Below are 12,655 nucleotides of genomic sequence, written 5' to 3' on the forward strand. Positions count from 1 at the left end.
GGTGTAGATCATAAAATGAACCAAGATATATTGATAGAGATGAGAAATATATATAAAAGTTTCCCAGGAGTTCAAGCTCTATCAGATGTCAACATAAAAGTATATAAAGGAGAAATTTTAGCAATTGTAGGTGAAAATGGAGCAGGAAAGTCTACTCTCATGAAGATTCTCGCTGGTATATATCAAAAGGATAGTGGTAAAATAATATTTAAAGGTAAAGAAATTAATCCTCAAACACCTCACGAAGCCCAAATTCTTGGAATATCCATGATACATCAAGAATTCAATTTAGCGCACAATTTAGATATTGCAACCAACATTTTTTTAGGAAAAGAACCCAAAAAGGGGAAATTAATAAAAATTTTTGATTACAAAAAAGCATTCTATGAATCCCAAAAATTATTAGAAATACTAGGTTTAGATTTACCTCCTGATACATTAGTAAAGGATCTTACAGTTGCCCAACAACAAATTATAGAAATCGCTAAAGCTCTTGCATTAAAATCAGAAATAATAATTATGGATGAACCTACATCAGCATTAGCAGGAAAAGAAGTAGAAAAACTATTTGAAATTGCAAGGAATCTTAAGAATCAAGGAGTTTCCATCATATTTATAACCCATCGTTTAGATGAAGTATTCCAAATTGCTGAAAGAATAATTGTTTTAAGAGATGGGAAAAAGGTAGGAGAATTGCCTGCAGACCAAGAAAGATATAATGAAGTTATAAGATTAATGGTAGGAAGAGATATAAGGGTTATTCCAAAACCTGAAACTGAAAGAGGAGATATAGTATTAGAGGTAAAGAACCTTTCATCAAATAAAATCCACAATATATCTTTTTATTTAAAAAAGGGTGAAGTTTTAGGTATTGCTGGACTTGTAGGAGCAGGAAGGACAGAGATTGTCAGAGCAATTTTTGGGGCAGATCCAAAAACCAAAGGGGAGATATATTTAGAAGGTAAAAAGGTATATATTAGGACTCCTAAAGATGCAGTAAAATTGGGCATAGGATTAGTACCAGAGGATAGAAAGTTACAAGGACTTATTTTAAATATGGCTGTATATGAGAATATATCTCTTGCTTCCTTACCCTTTTTATTCCCAAACTATATTATAAAGGCAGAAAAAGAATATAAATTAGCAAATCACTTTGTAGAAAAGTTAAAGATTAGAACCCCAAGTATTTTTCAAAAAGTATTAAATCTATCAGGAGGAAATCAACAGAAGGTTGTTTTATCAAAATGGCTTGCCTTAAATCCTAAGGTCTTAATATTGGACGAACCAACAAGAGGTATAGATGTAGGAGCAAAAGCAGAAATACACTCTCTAATAGGTGAATTAGCAAAAGAAGGCATCGGAATTATACTTATTTCTTCAGAACTTCCAGAGATTTTAGCTTTATCCGATAGAGTACTGATAGTTTCAAAGGGGAGAATAACAGCAGAATTACCTAAGAAAGATATATCTCAAGAAACTATAATGCAATACGCAGTAATTTAACATCTCTTAAAAATTAGGATGAAATAATAGCAAAATATATACTTAAAGGAGGAACTTTGTATGTCCTATATTGTATTAATAACAGGAGCGTCAAAAGGTTTAGGTTATTCGTTAACTGAACTTTATCTTTCAAAGGGTGATTATGTAATTGCCACCTATCGAAAGAATTTAGAAAACTTAGAGAAGATCAAAGATAATCCTAATCTCCTATTATACAAAATGGATGTAACATATGAAAATTCTGTTAAAGATGCCTTTGAATTTATAAAAGGTAAAGTTCCCCATATTGATATATTAATTAACAATGCAGCAGTCTATTTGGAAGATAAAACAAAAACAATCGAAAATGTAGATATAGAAAAAGCCATAAAAACTCTTAATATAAATTCTATAGGCCCCTTAAGAGTATTAAAATACTTCCTCTCTTTAGTTGAAAGGGGGAACAAGAAGTTAATAATTAATGTATCTTCAGAAGCAGGTAGCATATCAAATTGTTGGAGAGATAGAGAATATGCTTATTGTATGTCAAAATCAGCCTTAAATATGCTTTCTGCCATATTACAAAATTATAGTAGAAATAAAGGTATAAAAGTGCTTGCAATTCATCCTGGATGGATGAGAACCGATATGGGTGGTCCTAACGCTGATATTCCTCCAGAAGAAGCAGCAGAAGGAATTTATAATTTATCCATGAAAGAATGGGACATTAATGATAAAAACATCTATATGGATTATAAAGGAAATCTTATAACGTGGTAGATTTATGAATTATACTTATGGGAGGGACTTAAATTAGTCCCTCCCTTTTTTTACAATATTTGAAATGTTTTTAAGCTATTTTCAAAAAGAGGCAAATATTTATCAAATGTATCCTTAAGAGCAGAGAAGGTAAAAACATAGAATTTATGATCTTTAATAAAGAATACTTGCTTTTGTTTTATAGCTATATCTCCTACCACCTTAATTAAATAAACTAATTCGTATCCTTCAAATCCCGCCACATCCCTTTTACTCTCACTTTGGAATTCTATTTCTCCTAATTCCTCTGAAGCATAGCTTAATCCTTCCTTGATTGATAATATCAACTCATCATTTATGATAGCTTCCTCATCTTCTGGAATATTAACTACAACAATATTAAAGTTAACTCTAAAACCTAAATCAACAGGACCAACAAAAATGGCAGCACAATTATAAGGAGCACCATCCTTAAATTCCCAATCTATGGGTGGCATTATTGAAAATCCATATTTTTCATTTACATATATTTCTATATCTGCTAGAGTAATATTAAGGTTAATAGTTAGCAGAACTAAAGAAAATATTAAAAATCTAATAATTCTTTTATAAGACATTAGCTTATACCTCTCCTCTTTTTAAAAGTTTACAATTTCCCAAAAAGCCTTCTTAGGATTGTGATTCTTATCAAAAAGAAGTGGATAATCTTCTCTCCCCCTTACAGGCCAGAAGAAAAGCCATGTATAATCATCAGCAACTCCCCAAAAAGTAACTCCTGTAACTTTTCCCTTGTATTTTCTTAATATTGCAAAAGCTTCTTTATAAAGTTGAGCTTGTCTTTCAAGTCTATCCTCAGGTGGAACTTTAAAATTATTATTTTCATTTCTATCATAATAAATCGATATATCGAATTCTGTAATCTGCACTTCTACACCAAGCTCTAAAAATCTCTTTATTGAATCTTCAAGCATCTTTGGAGTTGGCCAACTCAAAGTCCAATGTCCTTGAATACCAATACCATGAATTGGCACCCCTTTTTCTTTCAATCTTTTCACCAATTGATATGCTTTCTCTCTCTTTACAGGATCCTCCAAATTGTAATCGTTATAGAACAATTTTGCGTCCGGATCTACCTCATGTGCCCATATAAAAGCTTTTTCTATAACTTCTTCTCCACAAATATCGTACCATGGTGCTTTCCTTAAAAATTCATACGGATTATCTGATAATGCTTCATTTACCACATCCCAAGCATAAACCTTTCCTTTGTAATGGCCTACTACTTCCTTTATATGTTCCTTTAATCTTTCTAATATTTCCTCTTTAGTGCCTGTTCCTCCCTCTTTTCCAGCAAAAACCCATGGTGGAGTCTGATTGTGCCAAACCAAAGTATGTCCCCTTACTTTCATACCATTTTTAATGGCAAACTCTACAATTTCATCAGCAGGATCAAAATTATAAACATAAGGTCTAGGATGAATAACTTCCCATTTCATCTGGTTTTCAGGAGTCAAACTGTTGAAATGTTTCTTAAGAAGTTCTTCATAATTATAAATATTTAAATTACTTACAGCAGCACCAATTAAAAAATAATCTTTATACACTTCCTTAAGCGATGGTATCTCCATAGCTTTCACCTCCCTTAAAGAGGTCATTATAGAAAGTAATAAAGGAAACAAAACAAAAATTTTTAAACTGAACCTCATAAGAATTAACCTCCTTTCCGTTTTTTCATTGAATTTTTTATATTTTCAAGCTTTAAATAAAGATCTTTCAATTCTTTCTCAAAGAAGAATACCAAGAGAAAAAGCAAAATACCACATGGATACCAGAAAAGAGAAGAAATTGATAAAGAAAAATCAAGTTTTGAAAATTTAACAAGATCTATAGCTCTTTCAGGAGGAACACTCATACTTACATTGGCTAAGACTCCTCCTATATATCTTCCAATTCCAGTACCTACTGAATCTGTCAGATTAAAAATGGAAAAAATTGAAGTCCTATTTTCTGGTACATTAACATTCATAAGCATCATCTTTACATTAGGCCCTGTTAAAGAAGAAAAGAAACTTGCCAAGGTCCCCAAAAGAGCAAAATTCAAAAAAGATTTTGAGGATATATAAGCAAAGACAATATATGCAAGAGTTGCTCCAAGAATAGCACTTATACCACAAAATAAAGGAGTATACTTAGGTCTCTCTTTATAAAGAGCTCCACCTATAAAACCCCCCAAAAAAATTCCTAAAAGATTTCCCAAACCAAATAAGAAGTATATAAAGGTGGCCTGTCCCTGCGATAAATCTCTTTTTCCTACGAGGAAAACTATAAGAAAATAAGGAATAGCTCCCCATGGAATGGTTCCTGCTATACCCTGCAAAAAAAGAAGAAGATTGGTTTTTATTTTAACAAGATTTGCGTAGTCTCTAATATTTATCGTCCTTGGATAAACATAACCTGCCTTAATTAAATCTTCTATTCCCTTTTCAGAATACCCTCTTTCTATATTAGGAATGAAAAATAAATAAACTAAAGCGAGAATCCAGTTTGGCACCGATACAACTATAAAAGATAATCTGAAATTTCCTGTATATTCATATACAAGGCTTGAAAGAATTACCCCAATAAGAACTCCCAATGATAGGGAAGAAGCAACAATAGAGGTTGCTTTACCTCTTTCTTCCTCTTTATATAGGTCGCTAACAATAGAGAAAGCAAGTGGAAAAACCACACCTACACCTATACCCGTGAGAACTCTTAATATAAAAAATTGAGTCCAATTTTGGGCAAAAGCTGTTAAGAAGCATGGGATTTCTCCTATAAGAATCCCAGTTACCAAAAGTATTTTCCTATTTATTTTGTCTCCAAAATATCCCCAAAAAAGTGATATGAAAGCCCCAAAAATAGTAAAAACAAGACCTAATTCTCCAAGATGGTTAAAATTTACATTAAACTCTTTCATAATCTGATCCATAAAAGGAGACATCACCAACTGATCAGCATTTAGAAAAACCATCATTAAAACTATTAAGGATAAGGCAAATCCTCTAACCCCCTTTTTCACAATAAATTACCCCCTCTTATACTTTTTGATTAATTCTTAAATCAACTACCATAAATGGAATAGTAATTCCATTATCATCAAACTTTTTCTTTATTCTAATACTTAATGAGTTAGCAGCATTGAAATAATTATCTCTATCTACCCAAAAATATATTGTATATGTAACACCAGAACTACCATATTCTTTAAATGCAACAAAATTTGTTACAGAAGGATCTTTTACTACTATTGGTTCCTCCTCTAAGGCTTCTTTTATTAACCCAATAACTTTATTAAGATCCGAAGAGTAATCAACAGTTACATCGAAACTTATTCTGCGATAAGGGCCTGGCCAATATTTAGTAACCATTCCAGACCATACTTTTCTATTAGGTATGTAAACCATCTTTCCATCAAAGGTTTTTAATCTGGTATGATTCATCTCCACAATATCTACTATTCCACTTATTCCATCAATTTCTACCGCCTCTCCTTCAAATACTTTTCTTGTAACCAAAACAAGTATTCCAGAAAGGAAATTAGTAAGGGGTTCTTGAAAGGCGAGTCCTAAAACAACACCTGATATACCAAGACCTGCAAGATACGGAGTTAAATTAATATTCCATATAGACAAAACAATTGCTAAACCAAAACCATATAAAAGAAAACCAATAATCATGGAAACTGTTTTAGGGGCCTTTATCTCTTTTCCTGTCCTTGAAACAGCCCTATCTATGCCCTTCATGATAAATCTATGTCCAAAGAATGTTATAAATAACACTAATATGGAAAAGAAAACGTTTAAATACATGTTACTCAAATTCATTTTCTATAGTAACCTCCAGCTAAATACAAAACCTTTAAATATTATATCATCAGAATAAATTTATCTCAATTAATGGAATTATGGATTAAAAAAGGAGTTTGATTAAAAAATAAAGAGGGAGAGGAAAAACTCCCCTCCCCATCATCTTTTTACACAGAAAACTCTTTATATGAGCTTTTAGGAGCTCCACAAACAGGACATTTCTCTGGTGGCTCACCTTCTACAGTATGTCCACAGACTGGGCATATATAAATTTTTTCTGCTGTATAATCTTCGTTTTTCTCCACTAATTCCTTCGCCTTTTTATACATTTCAGCATGTATTTTTTCTGCTTCCCAAGCAAATCTGGTGCTTCTTTCTGCTCCTTTTTCATTCTGGAACAAAGCAGTATTGTTATACACTGGGTACATCTCTTCTATTTCAAAGGTCTCTCCTTCTATACATTGCATAATATTTTCTGCCATCTGTCCACTTATAAGTCCAAGTTCTCTATAATGGTTTTTTGCATGGATATACTCTGCATAGGCTATTGCTTTAAAAAGATTTGCAAGCCTAACTAAACCCTTTTTCTCAGCCTCTTCAGCAAAAATCATATATTTCATATGAGCCATACTTTCTCCTGCAAAAGCCTCATGAAGAAACTTTTCACTCATCTTTCTCATATTTTCTTACCCCCTTTATTCATTTCTTTATTTATAATTATAACAATTTTTTATCTAATACTCAAAAATTAATTTAACTATCTTTTTCTTATCTTAATCTCAAAAGCTCTTCTTGGATTTTCTATTAGAAATTTATTTATTATCTCTTGAGAAATATTTCTATTGATTAGCTCGGGTATCAGTTTGTAAAAAATATCAGTATAACCTCTTATTTATTGTCTTTCCCTATCCCTTTCTCCTACAGTATACCAACCAGCATCATGGGAAAGAAGTATTCTATCTTCAAATCCTTCTTTTATAACCTTCTCTATCAACCAAGCATAGTAATAAATGGGTCTTGCACCAATCGAATCGTATTCAAGCCATACTCCTTTTTTTAATAACATTAAATGTACATCAAAATCCTCTATACCATCAGCATGCACCACTATAAGAGCATTTGGATCCAAACCTTCATTTACAATTATATCCGTTGTTTCCATAGCACAAACAGCTTCTCCAGTATGACATGCAATAGTAAGACCTGTTTCAAGATGGGTTATAACAGTAGCTATTATAAGTTTTTTATCTAAATCACTGAGAGGTCCAAGATTTACTGCAGTCTTTATAAATCCTGGTTTTATATCCGTATCTTCAATACCTTCTTTCCACTCTTTAATAAACATTTCTGCCATTTTTTCTGCAGTTTCCCCATAATATTTTTTGGGAACATGTTTTCCATTACCTGCTCCATAAAATCCCGTATTTGTAACAATATTTAAACCTGAAAGTTCAGAAAGAATTTTTAATGTCTTAACATCCCTTCCTACATATTTAGGGGTACATTCAAAAAAAGTTTTAACACCCAAATTCTTTATTTCTAATAAATAAGGCAACATGTTATTGATAATATCGGACCTTATAGAATTTGTTATCTCTATCTGATCTTCTGCAGAAGAAAAATCCACAAGAAGGTGTTCATGTACTAAAGTGAGGCCTAAACTTTCCCCATCTATAGCACCCTTTACAGTCATAATCATAAAAATTTACCTCCTTAAAAAATTTACTCACTAAGTTTAGTATAACAGAAGATTAGTTTTAGATCTTTATTTAAAAAATTTAAAAGGATATAATTTAAACATGAGAAAGTTTATTAAGCCTAAAATAGTTTTAAGTTCATGTCTAAATTTAGAACCCGTAAGATATAATGGAGAAACCATTAAAGATCCCTTTGTTATAAAACTTAGAGAATATTGTGAGATAATTTCTGTATGTCCTGAAGTATCCATTGGCCTCGGAGTACCAAGAAACAAGATTATAGTTTATAAAGAAAAAGACAACTATGGTATTTATCAACCCAGCAAAGATTTAGATTTAACTCAAGATATGTTAAATTTTACATATAATTTTTTATCAAATCTTCCACAAGTTGATGGCTTTCTATTAAAAAATAAATCACCTTCCTGTGGAGTTTCCAATACACTTATATATGCAGATAAATCTGGTAAGGAATTTTACTTCAAAGGGAAAGGAATATTTGCTCAAATAATATTAGAAAAATTTCCAAATCTACCTATAGAAGATGAAGGAAGATTAAGAAATAGAGAAATAAGAGAAAGATATCTGATAAGAATTTTTAGTCTATCTGAATTGAGAAATCTTGAAAATCAACTAAAAAATATATCCCAACTTATAGATTTTCATCAAAAACATAAATTTTTATTAATGGCCTTTTCACAAAAACATTTAAAAATTATGGGAAACTTAATAGGAAATTATAATAAAGAAAAACCGTTGGAAGATATTAAAAAACCGTATTCTAATCTATTTAAAGAGGCCTTATCCTCAGCATTAAAGAGGGGAAATCAAGCTAACGTCTTACTCCATATTTTTGGACATTTTTCTAAAAAATTAAAAGAAGGAGAAAAATCCCATTTTCTCTTTTTAATTGAAAAATACAGAAAGGGAAAAATAGAAATAAAGATACTTCGTGAAATAATCAAATCCTGGGCTTACAGATTTGACGATCAATATATTATGAATCAAACCTATTTAGAACCTTATCCTGAAGATCTTGAAGAATCTTAATAAATACTAAGGGGGACATTCTTATGAAAAATCAAGGTTGGCTTCTTAAAGAAATAAAAAGGTTAGAACTTATTGAAACACCTTATCCGTCAAAAAATGATGATGAAGTATTATTAGAAGTAATCTATGCAGGAATTTGTGGATCTGATCTTCATGCCTACCTGGGAGAACACCCCTTTGTAAAACCAGGCATTGTTTTAGGCCACGAATTTGTTGGAAAAGTAATTGATAAAGGAGAAAAAGTAAAAAATGTGAATTTAGGAGATTATGTTGTAATTGAACCAAGTTTAACATGTGGGAAATGTTACAATTGTACCCACGGAAGATATAATATTTGTAAAAATTTGGATGTAATTGGATGTACAAAAACTAACGGTGGATTCCAAAGATACATATCAATTCCCTCTCACAAGGTATATTCAATAAACGATATTCCTTTAAAAAGGGCTGTCTTAACAGAACCTTTAGCAGTAGCTGTTCATGGGGTTAGAAGATCAAGTTTCAAGCCAGGAGACGAAGTATTAGTTATAGGTAGTGGTCCTATTGGACTTCTTACTACCATATTTCTATATCTATCATCGCCTAAAAAGATCGTAGTTGTAGATCCTATTGAAAATAGATTAAAACTTGCAAAAGGTTTATGCCCCAACATTATACCTACAAAGCCAGATGAGTTAACAAATTCCCTCTTTACCCAAGAAGGCCCTGACGTAACCTTTGAATGTGTAGGCATAGATCAAACAATAAATATGGCTATTGAAAATGCAAGAAAAGGAACAGATATAATCCTTGTTGGTGTTCCTAAGGAAATATCTTTAGCTAAGCTTATTTATATTCAAGACAGAGAACTAAACTTAAAAGGCTCCCTTATGTATACAAGAGACGATTACCTAATTGCTATAGATTTACTAAGGAAAAATCAAGTAGATTACGAAAGATTAATCTCCCATATCTACCCATTTGAGCAGGTAAATAAAGCTTTTGAAGATATTATTAATGAGAAAGAAAAATATCTAAAGGTAATAATTGAAATGGAAAAATAAAGTAAAAAACAATAAAAAATTGTAAATATTTTACTCAAGCATTATTCTAACATTTAAATGTTTTTTCTCTTACTTTTGTTACAAAAAAATATGTAATTATTTACAAACTCTTTACTACGTGATATGCTTTTTAAAGGAAGTTTAAACAAAGGAGGGTACATAAATATATGAAAAAACTAAAACTCCTAAACATATTACTTCTGTCTTTAATCTTTATAAGTTTTATTTCAGGCTGTACTAAAACAACTGATATATCTAATAATACATTACTAGAAGATATAAAACTAGAAGATATAAATAAGGCACCCAGTACATATGACATAAAGGGGGTTAATAATCCCCACATTTGGTTTGATTCACAAGCATATTCTGCCCTTGATACTATAAAAAGCTATGGTTTTAATACAGTTAGAATTGTATGGCAAACAAATGGATCAGCCTCAAGACTGAAACAGATAATTGATAGATGTAAAAGCTTAGGTCTTAAACCCATTCCTGAATTGCATGACGTTACAGGTAGTACATCTACTAGTGATTTAGATAGAATGGTATCTTGGTGGATAAATAATAAATCATATATCGCCAGTGATGTATGGATTAACATTGCAAATGAGTGGGGACCAAGAAACAGTACCGTTTGGAGAGATGCTTACAAAAACGCTGTAAGCAGAATGAGAAATGCTGGAATAAATAATGTATTAGTAATCGATTCCGGTGGATGGGGACAAGATGACCAAGATATTTTAAAATATGCCTTAGATGTATTAAATTCCGATCCATTAAAGAATACTGTCTTTAGTATACACATGTATGGAGAATGGAATGACAATAGTAAAATATATAATTTTTTGTCTACATGTAAGAACCTTGGTATTCCTATCATTGTAGGTGAATTTGGATATAACTATAATAATGGTAATAACAATCTTGGATGTAAAGTTGATGCTTTATACCTAATGCAAACCTGTAGAAATCTTGGAATAGGCTTTATTGCATGGTCATGGACAGGCAATAATAGTGAAAATGCATGGCTTGATATGACTTCTCCTTCAGATTGGAGGACTCTAACTTATTGGGGCAAAATGGTAGTGTACGAAAAAGATCCAAATGCTGGAAATTCATCAGTATTATATAATTTTGAGGGTAGTACTCAAAATTGGGCAGGTACAAATGTAGCTGGAGGGCCATGGTCCGTAAATGAATGGGCTTACAATGGAAGTTATTCTTTAAAAGCTGATGTAGACTTAGGTACAGGTAAGCAATTTTACCTTTGCATAATTTCAAATCATAATTTTTCTGGAAAAACAAAACTAAAAGCAGTGGTAAGACATGCAGCCTGGGGTAATCAAGGAACAGGCATGCAAGCCAAATTATATATAAAGGTGGGAAGTGATTGGAAATGGTATGATGGAGGTACTGTTAATATTAACTCAAATACATCAGGGAATGTATTAACTTTAAATCTATCAGGAATTTCAGGACTAAATGACGTAAGAGAATTAGGAGTTCAATTTTTATCTGGCAGTGGATCATCAGGAAGATCTGCTATTTACCTTGATTATGTAACTATTGAATAAAATAACTTTATTTTGTGGTATAATTATTAAAAATTGAAGATAGGGTTTCCAGGGGAGCTGAGGGGAAAAGCTCGGCTGAGAGGAGGTCTATAATCCCGACCTCGACCCTTAGAACCTGACCCGGGTAATACCGGCGGAGGGAGTAGAAATTATTGAAATTTAGAGGACCGCTTGGTAATATCCGGGCGGTCCTTTAAGTTTTATATGGAGGTGAAATTTATATGTTAGTAAACGATATAGAACTAGAGTACAAGGGAAATATTAAAGGACTCCTTTTAAAACTTGAATATCCTTTAGAAAAAATTGCTGTTCTTGTTAACGGAGAACTTATTAAAAAAGAAGATTGGGAAGAATATTATCTTAAAGATGAAGATTATGTGGAAATAGTATCCTTAGTAGGAGGGGGTTAAGAAGAATATGCAGTTTGAAGTTGGTGGAAAAATAATAAACAATAGGTTATTTGTTGGAACTGGAAAATTACCAGATTACAGCATTATCAAAAATATGTATGAGGAACTCAAAATAGAAGTATTTGTCGTAGCAGTGAGAAGAATAAATACAGATATAAATAAAGGTAACTCTATATTAGATTTTATTCCAAGAGATGCTACCATCATGATAAATACCTCTGGGGCAAGAAATCATAAAGAAGCTGTAAAAATAGCCCTTATCGGCAGAGAAATTACAGGATCAAACTGGGTTAAGATCGAAATCACAGGAGAAACGAAGTATCTTCTACCAGATAATGAAGAGACAATTAAAGCATCAGAAATTTTAGTAAAAGAAGGCTTTAAAGTATTTCCATATATATCACCTGATCTTATAATTGCTAAAAAACTCGAAGAAAATGGAGTTTCAGCAGTAATGCCTTTAGGATCTCCTATAGGTAGTAATAAGGGCATTGATTCAGAAATACTAATTAAAGCAATAATTAATGAAATTTCTATTCCTGTAATAATAGACGCAGGAATTGGTAAACCTTCCCACGCCGCAAAAGCTATGGAGTTAGGAGCTGATGCTGTACTTATAAATACAGCCATAGCTACTTCAAAAGATCCCTTAAATATGGCAAGGGCTTTTTATTATGCTGTAAAAGCTGGAAGATTGGCATATGAAATAGGACTTCCGGAAGAAAAAGATTACGCAAGTGCCAGCTCTCCCCTTCATGATCTCATTAAAAGTTTGGATTAATAGGTGAA

The 12,655-nt window shown here is 31.8% G+C and carries 13 protein-coding genes and 1 riboswitch; of the genes, 7 read left to right on the forward strand and 6 right to left on the reverse strand.

From position 1 onward, the window contains the following. The first annotated feature begins 15 nt into the window (after positions 1-15). Both ACY3JO_RS08785 and ACY3JO_RS08790 read left to right on the forward strand, forming a co-directional pair. Entirely contained in the window at positions 16-1,503 is a 1,488-nt protein-coding gene (locus tag ACY3JO_RS08785) for a sugar ABC transporter ATP-binding protein (protein ID WP_463084618.1), read from the forward strand. 60 nt (positions 1,504-1,563) lie between these two features. Then, complete coding sequence (locus ACY3JO_RS08790; protein ID WP_463084619.1) at positions 1,564-2,262, forward strand: SDR family oxidoreductase; 699 nt, start codon at positions 1,564-1,566, stop codon at positions 2,260-2,262. Between the two features lie 50 nt (positions 2,263-2,312). On the opposite strand, the gene ACY3JO_RS08795 is transcribed toward ACY3JO_RS08790, so the two are convergent. The 6 genes from ACY3JO_RS08795 to ACY3JO_RS08820 all read right to left on the reverse strand — a co-directional run bounded on the left by ACY3JO_RS08795 (position 2,313) and on the right by ACY3JO_RS08820 (position 7,788). Then, on the reverse strand, positions 2,313-2,858 hold the full coding sequence (locus ACY3JO_RS08795; RefSeq protein ID WP_463084620.1) for a PsbP-related protein: 546 nt from the start codon (positions 2,856-2,858) through the stop codon (positions 2,313-2,315). 21 nt (positions 2,859-2,879) lie between these two features. Continuing rightward, positions 2,880-3,947 carry an endo-1,4-beta-xylanase gene (locus tag ACY3JO_RS08800; RefSeq protein ID WP_463084621.1) on the reverse strand — a complete coding sequence of 356 codons (1,068 nt, stop codon included), beginning with the start codon at positions 3,945-3,947 and terminating at the stop codon, positions 2,880-2,882. 5 nt (positions 3,948-3,952) lie between these two features. After that, a complete protein-coding gene (locus ACY3JO_RS08805) occupies positions 3,953-5,302 on the reverse strand; it encodes an MFS transporter (protein ID WP_463084622.1) in 1,350 nt (449 codons plus the stop codon). 16 nt (positions 5,303-5,318) lie between these two features. Continuing rightward, positions 5,319-6,107: a mechanosensitive ion channel family protein gene (locus tag ACY3JO_RS08810; protein WP_463084623.1), complete on the reverse strand. Its 789-nt coding sequence runs from the start codon at positions 6,105-6,107 to the stop codon at positions 5,319-5,321. A gap of 149 nt (positions 6,108-6,256) precedes the next feature. Next, a complete protein-coding gene (locus ACY3JO_RS08815) occupies positions 6,257-6,769 on the reverse strand; it encodes a rubrerythrin family protein (RefSeq protein ID WP_463084624.1) in 513 nt (170 codons plus the stop codon). A 212-nt stretch (positions 6,770-6,981) separates the two neighbouring features. After that, complete coding sequence (locus tag ACY3JO_RS08820) at positions 6,982-7,788, reverse strand: phosphotriesterase family protein (protein ID WP_463084625.1); 807 nt, start codon at positions 7,786-7,788, stop codon at positions 6,982-6,984. A gap of 100 nt (positions 7,789-7,888) precedes the next feature. Here ACY3JO_RS08820 and ACY3JO_RS08825 point away from each other — a divergent pair, with 100 nt between their 5' ends. The 5 genes from ACY3JO_RS08825 (at position 7,889) to ACY3JO_RS08845 (ending at position 12,647) form a co-directional block, all read left to right on the forward strand. Continuing rightward, a complete protein-coding gene (locus tag ACY3JO_RS08825) occupies positions 7,889-8,836 on the forward strand; it encodes a YbgA family protein (protein WP_463084626.1) in 948 nt (315 codons plus the stop codon). 23 nt (positions 8,837-8,859) lie between these two features. Then, positions 8,860-9,879: a zinc-dependent alcohol dehydrogenase gene (locus ACY3JO_RS08830; RefSeq protein ID WP_463084627.1), complete on the forward strand. Its 1,020-nt coding sequence runs from the start codon at positions 8,860-8,862 to the stop codon at positions 9,877-9,879. Positions 9,880-10,046: 167 nt separating this feature from the next. Continuing rightward, the gene (locus ACY3JO_RS08835; protein WP_463084628.1) at positions 10,047-11,456 is read left to right on the forward strand and encodes a cellulase family glycosylhydrolase; all 1,410 of its coding nucleotides are present in this window, start codon (positions 10,047-10,049) and stop codon (positions 11,454-11,456) included. A 40-nt stretch (positions 11,457-11,496) separates the two neighbouring features. Beyond that, positions 11,497-11,615, forward strand: a riboswitch (TPP riboswitch). Between the two features lie 56 nt (positions 11,616-11,671). Beyond that, positions 11,672-11,866 (forward strand): sulfur carrier protein ThiS, encoded by a 195-nt coding sequence (gene thiS, locus ACY3JO_RS08840; protein ID WP_463085671.1) that lies wholly within the window; start codon positions 11,672-11,674, stop codon positions 11,864-11,866. Between the two features lie 7 nt (positions 11,867-11,873). After that, entirely contained in the window at positions 11,874-12,647 is a 774-nt protein-coding gene (locus tag ACY3JO_RS08845; RefSeq protein ID WP_463084629.1) for a HisA/HisF-related TIM barrel protein, read from the forward strand. Positions 12,648-12,655: the final 8 nt, after the last annotated feature.

This window comes from Dictyoglomus sp. LHC4 (genome assembly GCF_055181355.1).

Coding starts and splice junctions, on each gene's coding strand:
- ACY3JO_RS08785 (WP_463084618.1), top strand. CDS start 16: ATGAACCAAGATATATTGATAGAGATGAGAAATATATATAAAAGTTTC.
- ACY3JO_RS08790 (WP_463084619.1), top strand. CDS start 1,564: ATGTCCTATATTGTATTAATAACAGGAGCGTCAAAAGGTTTAGGTTAT.
- ACY3JO_RS08795 (WP_463084620.1), bottom strand. CDS start 2,858: ATGTCTTATAAAAGAATTATTAGATTTTTAATATTTTCTTTAGTTCTG.
- ACY3JO_RS08800 (WP_463084621.1), bottom strand. CDS start 3,947: ATGAGGTTCAGTTTAAAAATTTTTGTTTTGTTTCCTTTATTACTTTCT.
- ACY3JO_RS08810 (WP_463084623.1), bottom strand. CDS start 6,107: ATGAATTTGAGTAACATGTATTTAAACGTTTTCTTTTCCATATTAGTG.
- ACY3JO_RS08815 (WP_463084624.1), bottom strand. CDS start 6,769: ATGAGAAAGATGAGTGAAAAGTTTCTTCATGAGGCTTTTGCAGGAGAA.
- ACY3JO_RS08820 (WP_463084625.1), bottom strand. CDS start 7,788: ATGATTATGACTGTAAAGGGTGCTATAGATGGGGAAAGTTTAGGCCTC.
- ACY3JO_RS08825 (WP_463084626.1), top strand. CDS start 7,889: ATGAGAAAGTTTATTAAGCCTAAAATAGTTTTAAGTTCATGTCTAAAT.
- ACY3JO_RS08830 (WP_463084627.1), top strand. CDS start 8,860: ATGAAAAATCAAGGTTGGCTTCTTAAAGAAATAAAAAGGTTAGAACTT.
- ACY3JO_RS08835 (WP_463084628.1), top strand. CDS start 10,047: ATGAAAAAACTAAAACTCCTAAACATATTACTTCTGTCTTTAATCTTT.
- ACY3JO_RS08845 (WP_463084629.1), top strand. CDS start 11,874: ATGCAGTTTGAAGTTGGTGGAAAAATAATAAACAATAGGTTATTTGTT.